This is a genomic window from Paenimyroides tangerinum (assembly GCF_003865405.1).
Taxonomy (GTDB): Bacteria; Bacteroidota; Bacteroidia; order Flavobacteriales; family Flavobacteriaceae; genus Flavobacterium; species Flavobacterium tangerinum.
This window is the reverse complement of sequence record NZ_RQVQ01000048.1, coordinates 1-20148: the sequence shown is the minus strand read 5'-3', so window position 1 is coordinate 20148 and position 20148 is coordinate 1. Positions and strand designations below refer to the sequence as shown.

Annotated in this window: 22 protein-coding genes and 1 other RNA gene; 16 read left to right on the top strand and 7 right to left on the bottom strand. The window is 29.6% G+C overall.

What is annotated here, in order from left to right; translation table 11 throughout:
- The first annotated feature begins 202 nt into the window (after nucleotides 1–202).
- Nucleotides 203–1279 (top strand): tyrosine-type recombinase/integrase, encoded by a 1077-nt coding sequence (locus tag EG240_RS14635; RefSeq protein ID WP_125020100.1) that lies wholly within the window; start codon nucleotides 203–205, stop codon nucleotides 1277–1279.
- A 39-nt stretch (nucleotides 1280–1318) separates the two neighbouring features.
- Here the strand turns inward: EG240_RS14635 and EG240_RS14630 are convergent, their stop codons facing one another.
- Genes EG240_RS14630 through murQ form a run of 4 tightly spaced genes read right to left on the bottom strand, consistent with a single transcriptional unit; the run spans nucleotide 1319 to nucleotide 3557 of the window.
- On the bottom strand, nucleotides 1319–2125 hold the full coding sequence (locus EG240_RS14630) for a TerC family protein (RefSeq protein ID WP_125020099.1): 807 nt from the start codon (nucleotides 2123–2125) through the stop codon (nucleotides 1319–1321).
- A gap of 3 nt (nucleotides 2126–2128) precedes the next feature.
- Nucleotides 2129–2503, bottom strand: a complete 375-nt coding sequence (locus tag EG240_RS14625; RefSeq protein ID WP_125020098.1) for a DNA topoisomerase IV — start codon at nucleotides 2501–2503, stop codon at nucleotides 2129–2131.
- The gene (locus tag EG240_RS14620) at nucleotides 2503–2745 is read right to left on the bottom strand and encodes a DUF6095 family protein (protein WP_125020097.1); all 243 of its coding nucleotides are present in this window, start codon (nucleotides 2743–2745) and stop codon (nucleotides 2503–2505) included. Before EG240_RS14620 ends, EG240_RS14625 begins: the two co-directional genes overlap by 1 nt.
- The gene (gene murQ / locus EG240_RS14615; protein WP_125020096.1) at nucleotides 2745–3557 is read right to left on the bottom strand and encodes an N-acetylmuramic acid 6-phosphate etherase; all 813 of its coding nucleotides are present in this window, start codon (nucleotides 3555–3557) and stop codon (nucleotides 2745–2747) included. Before murQ ends, EG240_RS14620 begins: the two co-directional genes overlap by 1 nt.
- Nucleotides 3558–3664: 107 nt before the next feature.
- On the opposite strand from murQ, the gene rnpB reads away from it, so the two are divergent.
- An RNA gene (gene rnpB / locus EG240_RS14610) (RNase P RNA component class A) lies at nucleotides 3665–3981 on the top strand.
- Here the strand turns inward: rnpB and EG240_RS14605 are convergent.
- Nucleotides 3974–4711: a dienelactone hydrolase family protein gene (locus EG240_RS14605; RefSeq protein ID WP_125020095.1), complete on the bottom strand. Its 738-nt coding sequence runs from the start codon at nucleotides 4709–4711 to the stop codon at nucleotides 3974–3976. The genes rnpB and EG240_RS14605 overlap by 8 nt on opposite strands.
- 230 nt (nucleotides 4712–4941) lie before the next feature.
- On the opposite strand from EG240_RS14605, the gene katG reads away from it, so the two are divergent.
- The 4 genes from katG (at nucleotide 4942) to EG240_RS14585 (ending at nucleotide 9134) form a co-directional block, all read left to right on the top strand.
- Complete coding sequence (katG, locus tag EG240_RS14600; protein WP_125020094.1) at nucleotides 4942–7158, top strand: catalase/peroxidase HPI; 2217 nt, start codon at nucleotides 4942–4944, stop codon at nucleotides 7156–7158.
- 177 nt (nucleotides 7159–7335) lie between these two features.
- The gene (locus EG240_RS14595; RefSeq protein WP_125020093.1) at nucleotides 7336–7641 is read left to right on the top strand and encodes a rhodanese-like domain-containing protein; all 306 of its coding nucleotides are present in this window, start codon (nucleotides 7336–7338) and stop codon (nucleotides 7639–7641) included.
- 26 nt (nucleotides 7642–7667) lie between these two features.
- Complete coding sequence (locus EG240_RS14590; protein ID WP_125020092.1) at nucleotides 7668–8474, top strand: endonuclease/exonuclease/phosphatase family protein; 807 nt, start codon at nucleotides 7668–7670, stop codon at nucleotides 8472–8474.
- A gap of 9 nt (nucleotides 8475–8483) precedes the next feature.
- The gene (locus EG240_RS14585; protein ID WP_125020091.1) at nucleotides 8484–9134 is read left to right on the top strand and encodes a DedA family protein; all 651 of its coding nucleotides are present in this window, start codon (nucleotides 8484–8486) and stop codon (nucleotides 9132–9134) included.
- Between the two features lie 49 nt (nucleotides 9135–9183).
- Here EG240_RS14585 and EG240_RS14580 read toward each other — a convergent pair whose 3' ends face one another.
- Complete coding sequence (locus EG240_RS14580; RefSeq protein ID WP_125020090.1) at nucleotides 9184–10224, bottom strand: formimidoylglutamase; 1041 nt, start codon at nucleotides 10222–10224, stop codon at nucleotides 9184–9186.
- Between the two features lie 209 nt (nucleotides 10225–10433).
- Nucleotides 10434–11669, bottom strand: coding sequence for an imidazolonepropionase (gene hutI, locus EG240_RS14575; RefSeq protein WP_125020089.1), 1236 nt, complete (start codon nucleotides 11667–11669; stop codon nucleotides 10434–10436).
- Between the two features lie 70 nt (nucleotides 11670–11739).
- Here hutI and corA point away from each other — a divergent pair, with 70 nt between their 5' ends.
- From corA to EG240_RS14525, 10 genes are all read left to right on the top strand, one after another.
- On the top strand, nucleotides 11740–12819 hold the full coding sequence (gene corA, locus EG240_RS14570) for a magnesium/cobalt transporter CorA (RefSeq protein WP_125020088.1): 1080 nt from the start codon (nucleotides 11740–11742) through the stop codon (nucleotides 12817–12819).
- A 162-nt stretch (nucleotides 12820–12981) separates the two neighbouring features.
- On the top strand, nucleotides 12982–13806 hold the full coding sequence (locus tag EG240_RS14565) for a LamG domain-containing protein (RefSeq protein WP_125020087.1): 825 nt from the start codon (nucleotides 12982–12984) through the stop codon (nucleotides 13804–13806).
- A 135-nt stretch (nucleotides 13807–13941) separates the two neighbouring features.
- Nucleotides 13942–14745 (top strand): LamG domain-containing protein, encoded by an 804-nt coding sequence (locus EG240_RS14560; RefSeq protein WP_125020086.1) that lies wholly within the window; start codon nucleotides 13942–13944, stop codon nucleotides 14743–14745.
- Between the two features lie 135 nt (nucleotides 14746–14880).
- Nucleotides 14881–15696, top strand: coding sequence for a LamG domain-containing protein (locus tag EG240_RS14555; RefSeq protein ID WP_125020085.1), 816 nt, complete (start codon nucleotides 14881–14883; stop codon nucleotides 15694–15696).
- Between the two features lie 103 nt (nucleotides 15697–15799).
- Nucleotides 15800–16318 (top strand): hypothetical protein, encoded by a 519-nt coding sequence (locus EG240_RS14550; RefSeq protein ID WP_125020084.1) that lies wholly within the window; start codon nucleotides 15800–15802, stop codon nucleotides 16316–16318.
- 16 nt (nucleotides 16319–16334) lie between these two features.
- Nucleotides 16335–16946 carry a hypothetical protein gene (locus EG240_RS14545; RefSeq protein WP_125020083.1) on the top strand — a complete coding sequence of 204 codons (612 nt, stop codon included), beginning with the start codon at nucleotides 16335–16337 and terminating at the stop codon, nucleotides 16944–16946.
- Nucleotides 16927–17685, top strand: coding sequence for a sensor histidine kinase (locus EG240_RS14540; RefSeq protein WP_125020082.1), 759 nt, complete (start codon nucleotides 16927–16929; stop codon nucleotides 17683–17685). Before EG240_RS14545 ends, EG240_RS14540 begins: the two co-directional genes overlap by 20 nt.
- The gene (locus EG240_RS14535; protein ID WP_125020081.1) at nucleotides 17675–18316 is read left to right on the top strand and encodes a response regulator; all 642 of its coding nucleotides are present in this window, start codon (nucleotides 17675–17677) and stop codon (nucleotides 18314–18316) included. Before EG240_RS14540 ends, EG240_RS14535 begins: the two co-directional genes overlap by 11 nt.
- Before the next feature lie 65 nt (nucleotides 18317–18381).
- The gene (locus tag EG240_RS14530; RefSeq protein ID WP_125020080.1) at nucleotides 18382–19386 is read left to right on the top strand and encodes a metal-dependent hydrolase; all 1005 of its coding nucleotides are present in this window, start codon (nucleotides 18382–18384) and stop codon (nucleotides 19384–19386) included.
- A 47-nt stretch (nucleotides 19387–19433) separates the two neighbouring features.
- Nucleotides 19434–20148, top strand: a 715-nt coding sequence (locus tag EG240_RS14525; protein WP_148096354.1) for a DUF4328 domain-containing protein, incomplete at its 3' end; no start/stop codon positions are given.

Below are 20148 nucleotides of genomic sequence, written 5' to 3'. Positions count from 1 at the left end.
TTCTTATTCAAAATTTACCAAACTTTTATTCGGAAAGTACGTCCTAAAATTGCGTACAACATTTATATAGGCGCAATATACAAAATATATTAAAAAATAAAAATATTTTGTTAACTTGCATATATGTAATAGGATAGCTATTATTTTTTTGTTGCGTATTTTGTATTGTTATAGAAATATAAGCGAAGTAATATTTTATTTAATGATTGAGTTTTTTCTAAATATAAAAGTTTTTGAAGGTGAACATCGAGAAAAAAATGTGCTTTGGATTCGTATGCCTAATAATCAATTTTTCAAAGATTTTCTTAAATCAAATCTTCCTACTGCAAGATGGTCAAATACTTTTAAATGTTGGTACGTACTCGATTCTTCTGCTAACAGGAATTTTCTTCAAATCGAACCAAAAAAATACGATGGAAAATCACTTTATGATAAAATTCATCCTATAAATCATTTTCAATTAAAACGATTTATTGAGCAACTTCGGTTAAAAGCTTATAGCGAAAGTACAATTAAAACGTATACGGTTGAATTTGCACAATGGCTTTATGCTTTAAAGGATTTTCCGGTTTTGAATTCAAACTCTGAACAGCTTAGGAGTTATCTTTTGTATTGTATTACCGAATTGAAATTGTCTGAAAATCAAATTCATTCGAGATTAAATGCTCTTAAATTTTATTACGAAAAGGTATTGATGCAAGAATCTTTCTTTTTTGATATTCCTCGTCCTAAAAAGGTAAGTTCGCTTCCTAAGGTTTTTTCTACTAACGAAATTAAACGCCTTTTTCAAGTTACTACTAATCTAAAACATTTATTAATTCTTAAAATGGGTTATGGTTTAGGACTTCGGGTTAGTGAAATTGCTGCTTTAAAAATTGGAAATATTGATTCGGACAGAATGTTAGTTCATATTCAAGATGCAAAAGGAAAAAAAGATAGATATGTTCCGTTGCCTCACACTATTTTAGAAGAACTTCGAACGTTTTATAAAGAATATAAACCAGTTGTTTATTTGTTTGAAACACGTCCTAAAAATGCTATTTCTGTACGTACAATTCAAATGATTTTTAAGATTGCTAAAGATAAAGCTAATATTAAAAAGACGGTTGGTGTTCACGGATTACGACACAGTTACGCAACGCATTTGTTGGAATACGGAACCGATATGTCGATAATTCAAAAACTTTTGGGACATAATAGTGTAAAAACAACTACGGTTTACGCAAAAGTTACAAATACTATTTTTAGTAAAATTAAAAGTCCATTAGATGAATTATAAAAAAAGGTCTTGAACTTTAAATTCAAGACCTTGATTTGTTTATATATTTTTGTTTTGTTCTTTTTCATCTCCGACAATACTTCTAATACTTGGCGGATTTTCGTTTTTCTTTTTCATTTTTAAGTTCAAGAATTCAACTAAAACAGAGAATCCCATCGCAAAATAGATGTATCCTTTAGAAATATGTTGGTCAAAACCTTCTGCTAATAACGAAACTCCGATTAATAACAAGAATGATAAAGCTAACATTTTTACGGTTGGATGTTCGTTTACGAATTTAGAAACAGAACTTGCTGATATCATCATAACGATAACTGCAATTATTACTGCAGCAATCATAACTTCTATGTGTTTGGCCATTCCAACAGCTGTGATTACAGAATCTAAAGAGAAAACGATGTCCAAAACTAAAATTTGAGCAATGGTTCCTGCAAAAGAATGTACTTTTACTTTTCCGTCTTCTTCAACAACTCCTTCAATTTTATGATGAATTTCAACTGTTGATTTATAAATTAAAAATAAACCTCCAATTAATAAAATTAAATCTCTACCAGAAATTGCTAGTTTTTCTATCCATTCGGGGTCAGTTATACCGACTAATGTTCCTAAATTGAATAGAGGCGTAGTTAAACTCATAACCCAACTCAATGAAAATAAAAGTAAAACTCGTGTAAACATAGCCAAGAAAAGTCCTAATTGTTGGGCTTTCTTTTGTTGTTCTTTCGGAAGTTTTCCTGAAAGAATTGAGATAAAAACAATGTTATCTATTCCTAAAACTATTTCCAACAAAGTTAAAGTAAATAATGCAATTAAAGCATCAGGTTGTAAAAAAATTGAAAAATCCATATATTAACTTGAAGTTTTTTTAATTGTTCCTTTTTCTTTGGTTTTCGAACCAACAATTCCGTATTCAAACTTATATTCGTCACCAGAAGTGCTCAAAATTTTCATATGAACTGCCTTTTTTTCTTGCATATTTTTAGGATGTAATTTCTCTAAAACATATTCACAGTCGTTTATCCAACGGATTGAAGCGGTATCTTTTTTTCCGTTATAAGTTTCGATTTCTATCGAATCGTTTCTAACAAAAGTTGAACTGTGTTTTACGCCATCAATTTCCTGTTCAAAAACAAATGTTCCTGTTTTGAAATCAGCACAATTTCTTTCTTGATTGTAGCACGATGTCAAACTTACCAATCCTACTGCAAAAAATATCTTCTTCATTATTTTTGTATATTATCGTTAAAAAATCCTTTTACCATAGTTACAATTCCTCTAAAAAATAAGAACATTGAAAACAAACAAATCAAAATTCCAATTGCTAAAATCGGATAATAAAACGGATGTCCTTGATTCTTAAAAGATGAATTAATTACAACTGGTCCAATAAACATTAAAGGAATTGCCATAGAAACTTTTCGGATTCCTTTAAAAACGGTTGCTTTATCAAATTCTGGTGCTGCCATTATTTTGTATGATTTTTAAGAACATTATCAACATTCCCATAGATTTCTAAAAGTTTTTTTGCTTCAATTAAATCGATTTGTAATTCGTCAACCAACATCATTTGTGCACGATGAACCAATTTATCGTTCGAAAGTTTCATATGAACCATTTTGTTTCCTTTTACTTTTCCCAACTGAATCAAAGTTGCAGTAGAAATCATATTTAAAACTAATTTTTGCGCAGTGCCAGCTTTCATACGCGAACTTCCAGTTACAAATTCGGGACCTACGACAACTTCAATCGGAAAATCTACAGACAAAGCCAATGGACTTTCAGGATTACAAGTTATGCAAGCTGTTGGAATATTGTTTTCTTTACAAAAATGCATTCCACCTAAAACATAAGGAGTTGTTCCAGAAGCAGCAATTCCAACTACAAAATCATTCGAATTAATATCAAAAGCTTGTAAATCAATAGCCGCTTGTTCGGTGTTATCTTCAGCATTTTCAACTGCTTTTCGAATTGCAATATCTCCTCCTGCAATCAATCCAATAACCATATCAAACGGAACACCGTAGGTTGGTGGACATTCCGATGCGTCTAAAATACCTAATCTTCCTGAAGTTCCTGCACCGATATAAAACAAACGGCCACCATCTTTAAGTTGTGATACAATTTTTTTTACTGTATTTTCAATTTGAGGTAAAGCTTTTTCAACCGCAATTGGTACGGTTTGGTCTTCTCTGTTAATGTTGATAAGCAATTCACTTACAGACATTTCTTCTAAAGAATTGTAATGCGATGCGGATTCGGTTATTTTATTGAAAGTCATTTTCTTAGTAATAATCAACAAATTTAAAATAAATAATGAAGCTTTCGATGTTAAATAACTAATATTTAGAAATGATTTCTTGAAAAAAAGCCTACTTTTGCTGCTTAATAGTAGGCCGCCTTATCGCTGGTAGCAATATCAGAGGAAAGTCTGGGCACCATAGAGTAAGCTTAGCGGGTAACGCCCGTCCGCCGTGAGGTGAGGACAAGTGCAACAGAAAGGATGTACAGGTAATGCTGTAGTGAAATCAGGTAAACTCTTTGCGGTGAAATGCCATGTAAACTAACGTTTGAGGGCTACTCGCTTGATGTTAGAGGGTAGGCAGATGGAACTTTTGAGTAATTAAAAGTCTAGATAAATGATAAGGAAAAGCACTTCAAAAGAAGTGCTTTTACAGAACCCGGCTTATAGGCCTACTATTTTAATAATTCTTCGATAAAATTTACAGTATCAATCCAAGACCTTTTACTGCTGATTTCATTATAATCCTTTGATTCTGGATTTGTAAATGTATGTTTACTATTTCCGTAATAATTCATCTGCCAAATCGCATTTGTTTGATTCATTTCAGTAATTAAATTTGATATATCTTCAGAGCTTACTAAATCATCATTTGCACCGTGTTCAATTAAAATTTGAGGAATTATTTTATTGTTTCTATTAAGACCATTAGTTAAACTTCCATGAATGGATACAACACCGTTCACTTTTAAATTTCCACGAGCAGCTTCTAAAGCTCCGGTTCCTCCAAAACAATAACCAATTACAATAATTTTATTTGGATTTGCTCCATTTTCAATTAAGGTTTCCAATGCAAGTTGAATTCGATGTTGGTATGCTTTATGATCCGCTTTATAAAGTGTAGTTATTTTTTTCGCTTCTTCAATATTTGTAGGAATATTTCCTTTTCCATAAATATCTGCTATCATTGATAAATAACCTTTCTCAGAAAGATTTAATGCAGCCGTTTTTGCTTCATTATCAATTCCCATCCAAGCAGGTAGAATTAAAACTGCTGGTTTATTGTTCTCAGATTTTGACGTGATTAATCCATTTAATTCTTGATTATTATCGAAATAAGTGATTTGCTGTAAATTTTGTGCCATTGAATTTATTGCTAAAGAGGTAATTAATATTAATATGATTTTCTTCATTTGATGAATACTTTAAGTTATTGAACGACTTTAAAAATACATATTTTTTTTGTATATAATATAATAAAAAAATTAATCAATTTTATATTTAGATTTTTTAATTATAATGATTATTCATAAGTTTTCTCTATTAGATTGTAGAAAATTAACATAGTTTAATAGAGTTTTTTTGTTTTTTTTTAGTAATTTTATAAAAATTAGATGTTTAAAATTTTAATAAATTTATATTTATGGAAAACAATATGAATGATATCAGTAAATGTCCATTTCATAATGGATCAATGAAAGGAAATTCTGTTGCAGGTGGTGGAACTCAAAATAAAGATTGGTGGCCTAATCAATTGCAATTAAATATATTAAAACAGCACGATACCAAAACAAATCCAATGGGTGAAGATTTTGATTATGCTGCTGAATTCAAAACATTAGATTTAGACGCTTTAAAAGCAGACTTAACAGTTTTAATGACTGATTCACAAGATTGGTGGCCTGCAGATTTTGGACATTACGGACCTTTATTTATTCGTATGGCTTGGCATAGTGCAGGTACATATCGTGTACAAGATGGACGTGGTGGAGCAGGTGAAGGGCAACAACGTTTTGCACCTTTAAACTCTTGGCCTGATAACGTATCTTTAGATAAAGCACGTCGTTTGTTATGGCCGATTAAACAAAAATATGGAAAAAAAATCTCTTGGGCAGATTTAATGATATTAACAGGTAACGTTGCTCTAGAATCAATGGGATTCAAAACACTAGGTTTCGCTGGTGGTCGTGCTGATGTTTGGGAACCAAATCAAGATGTATATTGGGGTTCGGAAAAAACTTGGTTAGAGCCTAGCGGTGGTGCAAATGATCGTTATACTGGTGATCGCGATTTAGAAAATCCTTTAGCAGCTGTGCAAATGGGATTGATTTATGTGAATCCTGAAGGTCCAGATGGAAATCCTGATCCTTTAGCATCTGCTAGAGATATTAGAGATACGTTTGCTCGTATGGCTATGAATGATGAAGAAACGGTTGCACTGATTGCCGGAGGTCATACTTTTGGTAAAACACACGGTGCTTCAACTGCTGATCATGTGGGGCCGGATCCGGAAGATGCAGGTTTAGAAACGCAAGGTTTGGGTTGGGTAAATTCTTTTGGAACAGGAAAAGGTGGAGATACGATAACTTCTGGTTTAGAAGTAACTTGGACTAGTAAACCTACCGAATGGTCAAATTTATTCTTAACTTATTTGTTTGGATTTGATTGGGAATTATCAAAATCTCCAGGAGGAGCTCATCAATGGGTTGCTGTTGATACTGGAGCAATTATTCCGGATGCACACGATCCAAATAAAAAACATAAACCAACCATGTTAACTTCTGATCTAGCTTTGCGTTTTGATCCAGAATATGAAAAAATTGGCAGAAGGTTCTTAAATAATCCTGATGAATTTGCTGATGCATTCGCAAAAGCTTGGTTTAAATTAACACATCGTGATATGGGACCAACTTCTCGTTATTTGGGTAAAGATGTACCAACACAAGAATTCGTTTGGCAAGATCCGCTTCCAACAGCTACTTATGCTCCTTTAAGTGAAACGGATATCAACTCATTAAAAGCTGATATTTTACAATTAGGATTGTCTTCTTCAGAATTAGTTGGAACAGCTTGGGCTTCGGCTTCAACTTTCCGTGGTTCTGATAAAAGAGGTGGAGCCAATGGATCGCGTATTCGTCTAGAACCTATGAAAAACTGGGAAGTAAATAATCCAGTTCAGTTATCTAAAGTAATTTCTGCTTATGAAAAATTACAATCAGAAGTAATTAAAGCTGATAAAATGGTTTCTATTGCAGATTTGATTGTTTTAGGTGGAAATGTAGGTATTGAAAAAGCCGCTAGTGATGCTGGAACTCCAATTACAGTTCCGTTTACTCAAGGTAGAGTAGATGCTTTCCAAGATCAAACTGATGCCGATTCAATCAAATGGTTAGAGCCAGTTGCGGATGGATTTAGAAATTATAGAAAATATGCTAATCCTCAAGTTTCAACTGAATCTTTATTAATCGATAAAGCACAATTGTTGACTTTGACAGCTCCTGAAATGACTGTATTAATTGGTGGTTTACGTGCAATTAATATCAATTACAATGGTTCAAGTAATGGTGTTCTTACAAATCGTTCGGGACAATTAACTAACGATTTCTTTGTGAACTTGTTAGATATGGCTACACAATGGAAAGCTATGGATGAAACAAAAGAATTATATTTAGGTTCTGATAGAAAATCAGGTCAAGCTAAATGGACAGGAACTCGTAACGATTTGGTTTTTGGTTCAAATTCTGAATTAAGATCAATTGCTGAAGTTTATGCTTGTGAAGATTCAAAAGAAAAATTCCTAAACGATTTTGTTACTGCTTGGAATAAAGTTATGAATGCAGATCGTTTTGATTTGAGATAAAAATTAACTTTTTAATTATAAAAAAACTACCTCTAAAATTTGTTAGAGGTAGTTTTTCTATTTACAAAATAAATCAAAATTTTTTTCTAAAGAATATTGATTATACTATTTGTTATTTTCTTTTTTAAAATTTATAATAATAGTTATATTTGAAACCTAAATAATACGCTCAAAATAATGGATTTAGAACAACAACAATGGTGGAATGATTTCCAAAATGATACAAACGCTGTTTTATTAGATGTAAGAACAGAAGAAGAGATTGAAGAAAGTATGATTCCTAATGCTTTACATTTGGATTTTTATCAAGGTCAAGATTTTATTAATGCTTTAGAATCATTAGATAAATCAAAAAAATATTATGTTTATTGTCGTTCAGGAAATCGTAGTGGTCAAACTTGTATGATAATGAAACAACTTGGTTTTGATACAACTTTCAATTTAGTTGGAGGAATGAATGAATGGCAAGGTCCAGTAATTTAATAAGAAAAGGCGAAAGCCTTTTTTTTATGAAGAAGCATTTTCTTTTCAGTGTTCTCTTTCTGTTTTTTATTCAAGGTTGTTTTGCACAAGTTACATTAGTTACATGGAATTTGAAAAATTTCGGTAAATCAAAAACAGATGAGCAAATCAGGTATATGTCAAATTTGCTTTGTAATTATGATATTATTGCTATTCAAGAAGTCGTTACAGGAGTTGAAGGCGCTCAAAAAGTTGCTCAATTAGCTGATGAATTAAACCGTAAAGGTGCTAAATGGGATTATATTGTTAGCGATCCAACAAATAGTACTGGACAAAAATCGGAACGTTATGCCTATTTATGGAAAACAAAGAATATAAAACTAAAACAAAGAGCATTTTTAGAAAATAAGTTTGATAAAAATATAGAACGTGAGCCATATATTGCTATTTTCGAATTCGAAAAGAAAAGTTTCGGTATTGCAAGTTTTCATGCTGTTCCTAAGAAGAGTAATCCAGAAACAGAAATAAAATATTTAAAATATTTTCCAGAAGAATATCCGAATATTAATTTTTTTGTTGGAGATTTTAATTTGGCTCAATCGCATTCTGTTTTCAATCCATTAAAAGATTTGGGATTTAAACCTCTTTTTCAAAATCAAAAAACAAGTTTGAAGCAAGAATGTAAAAATGGTGAATGTTTAGCAAATCCTTTGGATCATATTTTCTATAAAGAATCGAAAATTAAAATTATAAATAAAGGAGTGATTTTATTTTATAATGATTTTAAAAATTTAAAAGAGGCCAGAAAATTATCGGATCATGTTCCGGTTTATTTAGAATTTAACTTGAATTAATATATAAAAATGTTAGAATTAATAGATTTTATCTTACACATCGATGCTCATTTAGCTGAGTTTTTAGCTGATTATGGAATTTGGTTTTATGCCATTGTTTTCTTAATTATTTTTGTTGAAACAGGATTGGTAGTTATGCCATTTTTACCTGGTGATTCGTTACTTTTTGCAACAGGAATGCTTGCTGCACAATATTCTGAAAGTTTAAATATTTGGTTAGTAATTGGATTGATGTTAATCGCTGCTATTTTAGGAGATGCATTAAATTACACTATTGGACGTGATTTTGGAAATAGAATGTTGAATCTGAAAATTTTCGGTAAAAAGCCTATTAAACCAGAACATATTGAAAAAACTCATGAATTTTATGCGAAATATGGTTCAAAAACAATTGTAATTGCTCGATTTGTTCCAATTGTTCGAACTTTAGCTCCATTTGTTGCTGGAATTGGAAAAATGGAATATAAAACATTTTTTAAATATAATGTTATTGGTGGAATTGTTTGGGTTGTTGGATTAACTTTAGCAGGTTTCTTTTTAGGAAATATCCCAATTATAAAAGATAATTTCTCAAAAGTTGTTTTAATAATAATTGTACTTTCTGTATTACCAATTATTTATTCATTCATCAAAGAAAAATTCTTCACTAAAAAAGCTTAGTAATTTATATAAAAATAAAATCCACTCGTTATTTGAGTGGATTTTTGATTTATTCTATAACTTCTAAATTAGGTTTGATAAAATCTGTAATTAAATAACTAATAAATTTTCCAAGTACAGCTTTGTTTTCTTCTAATTCAAAGTTTGGCGCACCTTCACAAATATGTAAATAAGAAACGTTTTCTAAATTTGCAAAGTAACTCACAAATTGTCTAGCTTTTTTGGTAGAAAAACCTGAATACGTCATTGCGCTTGAAGGCATTTGAATGATGGCATCTAAATCAAGTTCAATTCCAAAAGAATTATCTTTTATATGTCTGGCTGCATATTTTAATTCCATACGAAAATCTTTTTCCAAACGAATTTCCATTTGTTCATATGTATTGAATTTTACACGTTGATCATTTTCTTTTATTCTAGAAAATATTTCTTTGGATGTGTAATTTTCATGAATTCCAAAAATGAAATAGTTACGTAAAAAATCTTCTTCAAAAGCATATGAAAAACCATTTCCACTATGACGACCCTCTAATGGGCGAAAATCTGTATGTGCATCAAAATTGATAACATTTACCGCTCGACCTTTTGCTAATGCTAAACCTTTAATATTCCCATAAGCGTTGTTGTGTCCGCCGCCGATTATTATTGGAATCTTATTTGACTTAATAATTTTCGAAACTAAAAAAGCGATTTCTTTATCAATTTTTTCAACAAGTTTAAATAATTGCTTGCGATCTTCCTTAATTGATGGATTTAAAGTTTTTGCTAATTCATTTTCTTCTTCGAAATTAAAATAACCTAAAACTCCAACATGGTTTGCTTTACAAGTTTTATTGTGTTGAATATTTAAAAGTGATTTTAAGGCTATTTGCCAAGTATTTTCTGTACCTGTTCTTCCGAAGTTTGCTTTTACACCAATTGATTCGCATATACCGAAAATAATATATTTTGATTCGGTTTGTGATAAAAAAGAATCTATATTTTCTGAAGAATCAATAAAATTAATTCTTTCTCCAAATTTGATTTCTCCAACTCGAAGATCAACTAATTTATTTCTTTCTGAAATGTTAAAAAATGAAAATTTATTCATAAGTAAATGATTGGAATCATTAGTAAAGTCAACAACTATTAATTAAATTTATGATAATATCAATATTAATTATAGATTAATATGTTGATTGTAAGATATTTATTTGTAAATTTGCAAAGAGTAAATATAAGTCGATTGTATCGATTATAAGATCTTTTTCATAACTATTTTTTTTTTACACACTGGGTTTCGATCCAGTGTGTTTTTTGTTATAAAATGGCTCCGTTTATAATTACTGTTTCTATTAAATTACTACCAAAAGCATACGGAATTTGATAAAAAGATTCGATTGGTTTGGTGATAATTATACTAGCTTTTTTTCCTTTTGTTATACTACCATGTGATTTTGATAAATCCATAGCATATGCAGCATTGACTGTTGCTGCGTTTATTGCTTCTTCTGGAGTCATTTTCATTTTGATACAAGCTGTAGCTACAACAAAGTTCATATTTCCGGAAGGAGTTGTTCCAGGATTGAAATCCGAAGCTAAAGCTAGCGGTAATCCAGCTTCCAACATTTTGCGAGCTGGTGTGTAAGGAATCGAAATAAAATAAGAACAAGTTGGAAGTGCAACTGGCATTGTTATGCTATTCTTTAAAACTTCGATATCTGCATCCGTTACAATTTCTAAATGATCAACTGATAATGCATTATTTTTCACGCAAGCTTCAATTCCGTTTATAGCAGTAAACTGATTTACGTGAATTTTACTTTTTAAACCATATCGATTTCCAACTTCCATTATTCTTGAAGTCTCTTCAACAGAAAAATATCCCGTTTCTAAAAAAGCATCAACATAATCAGCAAGTTTTTCTTTCGCGATTTTAGGTATCATAACGTCACAAATCAAGTCGATGTACGCTTTATGATTGTCTTTATATTCCAACGGAAAAGCATGAGCTCCTAGAAAAGTTGATTTGATTTCAATCGGATAATTTTCATTTAATCTTTTGATAACACGAAGCATTTTCATTTCAGCTTCTAAAGTTAATCCATAACCCGATTTTATTTCAATTGCACCCGTTCCTTGACGCATAACTTCTTCTAGTCGAATTTTTGATTGCTCGTACAAATCATCTTCTGAAGTTTCTTGTAGTTTTTTTGCAGAATTTAAAATTCCACCACCACGATTAAAAATTTCTTCATACGAAAGACCGTTTATACGATCAACAAATTCTTGTTCACGACTTCCAGCATAAACCAAATGTGTGTGGCTGTCAATCCAAGTTGGTAAAACTATTTTGCCAGTTGCATCGATTTTTTTATCAACAAAAATATTCGGACAATCTTCCATCTTTCCAAAGTCAGAAATTAAATCGTCTTCAAGATATAAAAAAGCGTTTTTGATTGACGGTAAAACTTTCATATCACTTCCTGATACCTTATTAATACTGGTTTCGCGTACTTGAAGTAATTCTTTTATGTTGGTGATTAAAATTTTCATTTGTTTTTTATTTGTCGTAAAAATAAGAGGTTATTTTAAAAAATAACTATATTTAAATAAAAAATAGAATTTGAAACGTGTAAAATTTAATAAGGTAAAAAAATTACAGCCTTATATTTGGGAATATAACGGAAATTATAAAAATGAACTTACAGATGTTGAGTTGTTTATCTATGATGAAGAATCTTTTTTTGAACAAAACACAAAAGATGTAAATCATATTGAACAAACGATAAATAAGGTTAAACCAGATGAAATGATTTGGTTTAATTTACATGGTTTCAATGATGTTGAAATATTTCCTGAAATTTCAAAACAATTTTCTATTCCGTTATCAACCTTAAATCAAGTTCTTAGTTTTTCTAGAAGAACGCGTTGGGAAGAACAAGATGGCGTGATGTTTTTCAATCTAAAAGCTACGTTTCCTAAGTTAGTTGATGATAAGATTCAAATTATTCCGATAAGTTTTGTGATAAAGGAAAATCAATTATTCTCGTTTCAAGAGAAAAAAAATAATCTTTTCGAACATATTCGCGAACGAATTCGTACAAAAACTGGAAATGTTAGAAAGAAAAAAGAAGATTATCTGTTGTATTTGATGCTCGATGCGATAATGGAGAATTATTTTTTGACTTTAGATAATATCGAAGATGAAGTTGAAAAAGTAATTATAGAAGCCAAAACTGCTAGAAATCCAATTGTTTTAGAAAAATTACAATTAAACTCTGATAATCTAAATGATTTAAAACGTGCTTTAATTCCAATTAGAGATGTTTTATTTAGTTTAAAAAATAGTTCTTTAAGTGAAGAATTTTCTTTTTTAGAAGAATCCAACCAAATTTATTTCAGTCGATTACATCACAAGTCTTTAGAAATTATTGACCAAATTGATTATGATTTAAATCAATTAAATAATGCTTCAAGTTTCTTTTTTTCGATGCAAAGTCACCGAATGAATGAAATTATGAAAGTACTAACTGTTGTTTCGGTAATTTTTATGCCTTTGACTTTTATTGTTGGAATTTATGGTATGAATTTTAAGAATATGCCAGAACTGAATTACGAAAACGGCTATTATATTGTGCTTTCTGGAATGTTTATTTTGGCAATTTTGATGGCATTGTACTTTAAATATAAAAAATGGTTTTAACCAAAATATACCAAAATGATTTATTCAGTTGATACAGCTAAAAGTTATTTCCTATAAATTTTTAAAAAGGGTATAAACACCCTAATATAAAAGTTGTATTTCCTCATAATAGATTTTATACATTTTTGAACTTTGAATTATTAATTTTTAAAAAATTGTAAGATGAAAAATTTTAGTTCAAAAATTGTATGCGTATTTGCTTTTGCAACATTATTAATCAGTTGTCAAAATGACGATAATTCAAATACGCCAGTTACACCGGTTACACCAAATGCGATAGATTGCATTCCGGTAAATCTTCAAAATAGTTTAATTGCTTTCTATCCATTTTCAAATGGTTCGCTTAATGATGCTTCTGGAAACAATTATCATTTAACGAATCCAACAACAGCTTCGCCAGGAACTGACAGAAACGGAAATGCTACCTGCGCTTATTCGTTTGATGCATTAAACGATGACTATTTAACTTTTGTTAACCCTACTTTCATCAATGATTTTGACACCAATCCGTTTTCAGTTTCACTTTGGTTTAAAACAATTGGATACCGAACTGGAAGTGTATATGAGTTATTAATTGGTCGAGATATTGGACCGAATTGTCCTGATACATTTGGTCAATGGTCGATTGGTCTTTATGATTGTAGAAATTTAGTTTTAGGAATTAATGATTATAGTTTATGGGGCGGTGATTATCCATCTTTTTATGGTGATACAGATTGTTCTAATAACCCAACTTTAAATGTTTGGCATCATGTTGTTGTAACTTCAGACGGAACTCCAGGTGGAACTCAAATGTTTATTAATGGAAATTTAACTACTTCAACCTCGGGAACTGGTTGTGATGTGAATCAAGGAACAAATAATATAGGAGATTTGTTTTTAGGAAAACAGTTGACAGGATTATTGGATGATGTGGCCATTTTTAATCGTGTTTTAACTCAAGCAGAGATTAATTCTTTAAGTAATCTAGGTTCTTGTTGTTTGTAATGTTTTATCGTTTGAATTAATTATCAGTTATGATAAAAAGGGGTAAATCACCCTTTGATTTAAGAGCAAAAACCTCATGTAATTGAATGATAGAACTACGAAATTTGTAATAATAAATCTTTAAAATCTACACTTATGAAAAATTCAATATTCAAGATAATGTTTGTTATGATGATTTCAACATTATTATTCAATTGTCAAAATGATGATAATTCAAATACACCAGTTACACCAGTTACACCGGTTACACCTAATGCGATAGATTGTATTCCTGTAAATCTTCAAAATAGTTTAATAGCTTTCTATCCATTTTCAAATGGTTCGCTTAATGACGCTTCTGGAAACAATTATCATTTAACGAATTCTACAACTGCTTCGCCAGGAACTGATAGAAACGGAAATGCAACTTGTGCTTTTCATTTTAAGAAAGCTAACGGTGATTATTTAGAATATGTTAATCCTGTTTTTTTAAATGGTTTTGCATTACAAGATTTTTCAATTTCATTGTGGTATAAAAATGAAAATACTCAAGCTAACAGTGATTTTGAATTATTGATTGGTAGAGATGATGGATTCCATTGTCCTAACACAAACGGTCAATGGTCTATCGCATTATATGATTTAAGAAAACCAAACTTTGGGAATAATCAATTTTCTATAAACTGGGATTCAGATCCACCGAATTCAGTTTCAGTAACGACATCTCAATGGAGACATTTAGTGATAATAAGTGCAGGTTTGAATTTTCAAATTTTTTTAGATGGAGAGTCTTCATCTAGTTTCACCATTGGACCATGTGGACCAACTTCTAGTGATATAGGTAATCTTTTTCTAGGTAAATATTTTGATGGTTACTTGGATGATGTAGCAATTTTTAATCGCGTTTTAACTGCTTCCGAGATTATTTCTTTGAAAAGTTTAGGTTCTTGTTGTATGTAAAGTTTTATCGTTTGAATTAATTATCAGTTATGATAAAAAGGGGTAAATCACCCTTTGATTTAAGAGCAAATACCTCATGTAATTCAATGATAGAACGACGAAATTTGTTTTAATAAAACTTTAAAATCAACACTTATGAAAAATTCAATATTTAAGATAATGCTTGTCATGATGATTTCAACATTATTATTCAATTGTCAAAATGATGATAATTCAAATACACCAATTACACCGGTTACACCAAATGCGATAGATTGTATTCCTGTAAATCTTCAAAATAGTTTAATTGCTTTCTATCCATTTTCAAATGGTTCGCTTAATGACGCTTCTGGAAACAATTATCATTTAACGAATCCAACAACAGCTTCGCCAGGAACTGATAGAAACGGAAATGCAACTTGTGCTTATTCATTTGTTGCTGCAAATAATGATTATTTAACTTTTGTTAATCCCACTTTTATCAATGATTTTGATACTAATCCGTTTTCAATTTCACTTTGGTTCAAAGCAAATGGACACAGAACTAGTGGAGTGCATGAAAAATTAATAGTTAGAAATAGTGGTATTCAAATTCCTGATACTAGTGAATGGTCTATAGGTCTATTTGATTGTAGAAATCTTGTTTATCCAATAAATGGTTATGTAATTTGGGGCGGAGATTATCCTACATTTTATGGTGATACAGATTGTGCTAATGATTCGACATTAAATGTGTGGCATCATGTTGTTATAACTTCAGACGGAACACCTGGTGGAATTCAAATGTTTGTAGATGGTTTACATGTTCTTGATACAGCTGGACCTACATTTTATCAAGGTGTTATTAATGTTGGTGATTTGTTCTTAGGGCAAAATTATACTGGATTATTAGACGATGTGGCCATTTTTAATCGAGTTTTAACAAATGCTGAGATTAATTCTTTAAGTAAACTAGGTACTTGTTGTATGTAATAATACCTTTTTGATATATTGATTATTTTGTTTAATTTAACAATATTCTTAAAAAGTTGAATTTACTTTTTGAATTTATTATATAAAATTAAAATTTAGACTTATGAAATTAAATTTTTTAACTATTTTATGTTTTGGGATTTTTCTATTTACTTCTTGTAAAAATGACGATTCAAATCCAAATCCCAATATTCCGAATTTACCAAATCCAGAAGGTTTAATCTCTGTACAAGAAGCAACAGCTATGGAAGAAGCATATAAACTTGAGTTTTATAATATCTTAAATGATGTCAAGTTAAATAACTATCCAGGATTTGAAGGTGCAGGAAGATATGTTTGGTTTGATTTAGATGAAGTTAAACAATATATCGCTTATGTTGAAAGACACGCTGCAGAAAATGGATATAATGGAAATTTAGGTTTACGTGTTTATATGGGAGCAAAAGTGCAAAATAATTCAATTTCCGGGAATCCTGAACCTCGACAAACGGTGTTTTTTGTCCCGACAATCAAAGGACCTAATGATGATATTGATAGAAATATTCTAAGTGCAGAACGTTTAAATTTAGGTGGTGCTGGGGTACCTGACAGTGTAGATTCAAATGTTGGTATCTCAAACTAGATAATAGTTGAATTTAATGAAAATTCCAAATTATATATATTTATCATTGCAATTGATTGCTTGTATTTTTGCTCTAATATATTGGAGAAAATATAAGCAATCTTCTTTATGGATTTTTCTACCGTTCTTGATTTATACTTTTCTAAATGAAATTATTGCAACATATTTTGCTTTGAATTTCAAAATCAGAATTTTATACAATCTATATATTATTGTTTCATTTTTAGTTTATTTATATTGGTTTGATCGGTTAATAAAATTAAAGTTTTGGAAATGGATTATCTTGATTCTTTTTTGTTTCGTTGTTTTTTATGATATTCAAACCAAAGGAATTATTAAGCCTTTATTAAAAACAGCAATCAACTTCGAAGCAGCAACAGTATTGATATTATCAGTTGTATTTTTTATGAAATTATTACGAAAGGACGAAGTGATTGGATATTACAAATTACCTGAATTTTGGATTGTATCTGGATTGCTAATGTTTTATTTAGGTTTTGTTCCTTTATCCTTAATTGTTGGAATGGGCCATAAAATTGAAGACTTATATATAATTTCAATTATTTTTTTGAATTTTTTACTTTATGGTGGATATATAATTGGATTTTATGTTTCAGGAAAACGATAAAATAATATTAATACTCTTTAGTATGTTTTTAGTGCCATTTGCGATGGTACTGCTTTTTATTGTTTTTCATAACCGTAAGAATAAATTAATCCAAGAAAAAATAATTGAAAAGAAAAAATTCGCAGCCGAATTAGCCGAGTCTGAAATTGAAATTCGTGAAGCAACCTTACGTAATATCAGTTGGGAATTGCATGATAACATTGGACAATTGTTGACTTTAGCCAAAATTCATTTACAAAATTCAGATAACGATCCTGATAAAATTAAAGAATCTGTTGAGATTTTAGGAAATGCACTTCGTGAATTAAAGGCACTTTCTAAATCAATTAATCCAGAAAGTTTAAAGAATATGAATATTTTAGAAGCGATTAATAACGAAATCGATCGTTTTGATCGGATGAATTTTATTCATTCTCATTTTGAAATTTCTGGAAATCCATTTCAAATTCCTCAAAAAGATGAAATTATTTTCTTCCGAATTATTCAAGAATTTTTTTCCAACACAATTCGACATTCAAGAGCTACCGATCTCAAAATTAGATGTATTTATGAAAATAAAATATTAAAAATTCTTGTTTCGGACAATGGAATTGGTTTTGAAATCACTGATGAATCCAAAGGAATTGGACTTAAAAATATGAAAACAAGAGCTGAATTAATCGGAGCTGAATTAGATATTAATTCTATTATCAAAAAAGGTACAACATTAACCATTCAAAAAAAATACCATGAAACATAAAATTGCCGTTGTTGATGATCACACACTTTTGTCTCAAGCGATTGGAAAATTGATTGATGGATTTGAAAACTTTCAAACAGAAGGAATTTTCAAAAATGGACAAGAATTAATTACTGCATTAAATAATAAATCTATTGATCCTGAAATTATCTTGATGGATGTGAACATGCCGATTCTTAACGGTATTGAAACAACAAAAATTCTTTCACAAGATTTTCCGGTTATTTCGGTTTTAGCGTTATCAGTCGAAGAAGAAGAAAAAACAATTATTCAAATGCTGAAATCAGGAGCGAAAGGTTATTTAAACAAAGATATTCAAAAAGATTTATTGCTTTTCGCATTAAATTCGATTTTACAAACAGGAATCTTTCATACACAAAATGTAACACAAGCTCTTATAGGCAATTTAGAAAAAAAAACTGATGATTTAGATGAATTAAAAGAACGAGAAATTGAATTTATTCAACTTGCTTGTACAGATATGACCTATCGCGAAATTGCTGATAAAATGTTTCTTAGTCCTAAAACAGTTGATAATTATCGTGATTCTGTTTTTTCAAAATTAAATATCAAAAATCGTATTGGTCTGGTTTTATTTGCCATTAAAAAAGGAATTTATAAAGTCAACTAAATACAATTCGTTGATTCATTCAATAAATCTATCTTTGTAGTTAATTGAATTATTTTTAGTCAACAATGGATTCATTATCTCAAATTGTTTTAGGAGCTGCAGTTTCAAATGCTGTTTTAGGGAAAAAAATAGGCAATCGTTCCATTGTTTATGGAGCTTTGATTGGTACAATTCCAGATCTAGATGTTTGGATTGCTAAGTTTTTTTATGATCCAATTACGCAAATTGAAGTACATCGTGGCTTTTCGCATTCGATTTTATTTTATTTTTTACTCAGCTTTATATTAGCATTTATTGTTCAAAAATGTGAAAATAAAAATCAAGTTAATTATAGAGAAAGTTACATTGCTGTTTTCTTAATTTTAGTCACGCATTCTATTTTAGACGTTTTTACAACTTGGGGAACTCAATTATTTTGGCCTTTTTATGATAAATTAGCCATCAAATCCATTTTTGTAATTGATCCATTATACACCATTCCTTTTTTGATTTGTTTGTTGATTTCAATGCGAAAAAGTAAAGATAATCCCAAACGTTTTTTTTGGAATTATTTAGGATTAGGTTTGAGTTCCTTTTACTTGGTTTTAACTGTATTTCTTCAATTTATTGTTGAAAATAAAGTTCAAAAAAGTTTAGATAATAATCAGATTATTTATTCAAATTTAGTAGTGAAACCAACTGCTATGAATACCATTTTATGGAATATTATTATCGAAACAGATGATGCTTTTTTATTATCTGATTATTCCTTTTTTGACACTAAAAAAATAAATTTTGAAAAACATCTAAAAAATCATCAATTAATCGATTCTTTAGAAAATGAACCTATAATTAAACAATTAAAACGAATTTCTGAAAATCAATTTATCATTACAAATACCAACAATCAATTACAATTTAATGACCTTCGATTTGGGATGTTAAGTAATGAAAAAGATTCTGTAAAATATGCTTTTTCTTATGATTTGTACCAAGAAAATGAAAAATGGAATGCGAAAGAAGTAACTAAAGAAAAACGTGATGGTGTTGACCTTTTAAAAAATCTTTGGATTCGTTTACAAGGAAATTGACATTTCTTTTTTTTAATAATTAAATTTTAGTATTTTTATTAAAAAAAATGAATTTTTTAAGAGAAAATAGTAATAGAGCAAAATTAATTGTTTTGTTTTTGTGGTTAACCATTGTTTCAGAAGTATTAAGTATTATTTCAAGTTATTTTCAATTTAGTGTAATTGAAGATTTTTTCAATGATTATGATATTAAAGACACAGATTTTGAATTTGCTGATAATTTAAATAATGTAATTACTATTGTTTATTTTATCGTTTTTTTATGTTCAATTATATTTTTCATACAATGGTTTAGAAGAGCTTATTTCAATTTGCATATACTTTTAAAAGATTTAAAATTCGATGAAGGTTGGGCTGCTGGTTCTTGGTTTGTTCCTTTTTTGAATCTGTTTCGACCAGTAGAAATTATGAAAGAGCTTTATGAAAGAACAAGATTTATTTTAACGGAAAATAATGTACGTTTTGATAATAAAAAAAATGTAATCAATATTTGGTGGGGCTTTTGGATTGTTTCTGGTGTGATATCAAATTTTATTTTTCGATATTCTTTAAATGTTTCAACTTTAGAAAGCTTACAAAATCTTACTATTATGAATATGATATCTAGTGTTGTCAGTATTGTGTTAGGTTTTTTTGCAATCAAAGTGGTGAAAGATTATATTTATCTAGAAGAAAAACTACATAAAATAAATTTTACTTCTAAAGTGGATAGAACGGATAAAGTGAACCACTCGCAGCGGATGAAAGTGAGCATAGCAAAGC

Excerpts from the sequence above, each read along its gene's own strand:
- murQ (WP_125020096.1), bottom strand. The coding sequence starts at position 3,557 with ATGACTTTCAATAAAATAACCGAATCCGCATCGCATTACAATTCTTTA.
- EG240_RS14630 (WP_125020099.1), bottom strand. The coding sequence starts at position 2,125 with ATGGATTTTTCAATTTTTTTACAACCTGATGCTTTAATTGCATTATTT.
- EG240_RS14620 (WP_125020097.1), bottom strand. The coding sequence starts at position 2,745 with ATGGCAGCACCAGAATTTGATAAAGCAACCGTTTTTAAAGGAATCCGA.
- EG240_RS14625 (WP_125020098.1), bottom strand. The coding sequence starts at position 2,503 with ATGAAGAAGATATTTTTTGCAGTAGGATTGGTAAGTTTGACATCGTGC.
- EG240_RS14605 (WP_125020095.1), bottom strand. The coding sequence starts at position 4,711 with ATGAAGAAAATCATATTAATATTAATTACCTCTTTAGCAATAAATTCA.
- hutI (WP_125020089.1), bottom strand. The coding sequence starts at position 11,669 with ATGAAAATTTTAATCACCAACATAAAAGAATTACTTCAAGTACGCGAA.
- EG240_RS14635 (WP_125020100.1), top strand. The coding sequence starts at position 203 with ATGATTGAGTTTTTTCTAAATATAAAAGTTTTTGAAGGTGAACATCGA.
- EG240_RS14545 (WP_125020083.1), top strand. The coding sequence starts at position 16,335 with ATGAAAATTCCAAATTATATATATTTATCATTGCAATTGATTGCTTGT.
- EG240_RS14560 (WP_125020086.1), top strand. The coding sequence starts at position 13,942 with ATGAAAAATTCAATATTCAAGATAATGTTTGTTATGATGATTTCAACA.
- EG240_RS14550 (WP_125020084.1), top strand. The coding sequence starts at position 15,800 with ATGAAATTAAATTTTTTAACTATTTTATGTTTTGGGATTTTTCTATTT.
- EG240_RS14540 (WP_125020082.1), top strand. The coding sequence starts at position 16,927 with ATGTTTCAGGAAAACGATAAAATAATATTAATACTCTTTAGTATGTTT.
- EG240_RS14530 (WP_125020080.1), top strand. The coding sequence starts at position 18,382 with ATGGATTCATTATCTCAAATTGTTTTAGGAGCTGCAGTTTCAAATGCT.
- EG240_RS14555 (WP_125020085.1), top strand. The coding sequence starts at position 14,881 with ATGAAAAATTCAATATTTAAGATAATGCTTGTCATGATGATTTCAACA.
- katG (WP_125020094.1), top strand. The coding sequence starts at position 4,942 with ATGGAAAACAATATGAATGATATCAGTAAATGTCCATTTCATAATGGA.
- EG240_RS14590 (WP_125020092.1), top strand. The coding sequence starts at position 7,668 with ATGAAGAAGCATTTTCTTTTCAGTGTTCTCTTTCTGTTTTTTATTCAA.
- EG240_RS14535 (WP_125020081.1), top strand. The coding sequence starts at position 17,675 with ATGAAACATAAAATTGCCGTTGTTGATGATCACACACTTTTGTCTCAA.
- EG240_RS14595 (WP_125020093.1), top strand. The coding sequence starts at position 7,336 with ATGGATTTAGAACAACAACAATGGTGGAATGATTTCCAAAATGATACA.
- EG240_RS14585 (WP_125020091.1), top strand. The coding sequence starts at position 8,484 with ATGTTAGAATTAATAGATTTTATCTTACACATCGATGCTCATTTAGCT.
- EG240_RS14580 (WP_125020090.1), bottom strand. The coding sequence starts at position 10,224 with ATGAATAAATTTTCATTTTTTAACATTTCAGAAAGAAATAAATTAGTT.
- EG240_RS14565 (WP_125020087.1), top strand. The coding sequence starts at position 12,982 with ATGAAAAATTTTAGTTCAAAAATTGTATGCGTATTTGCTTTTGCAACA.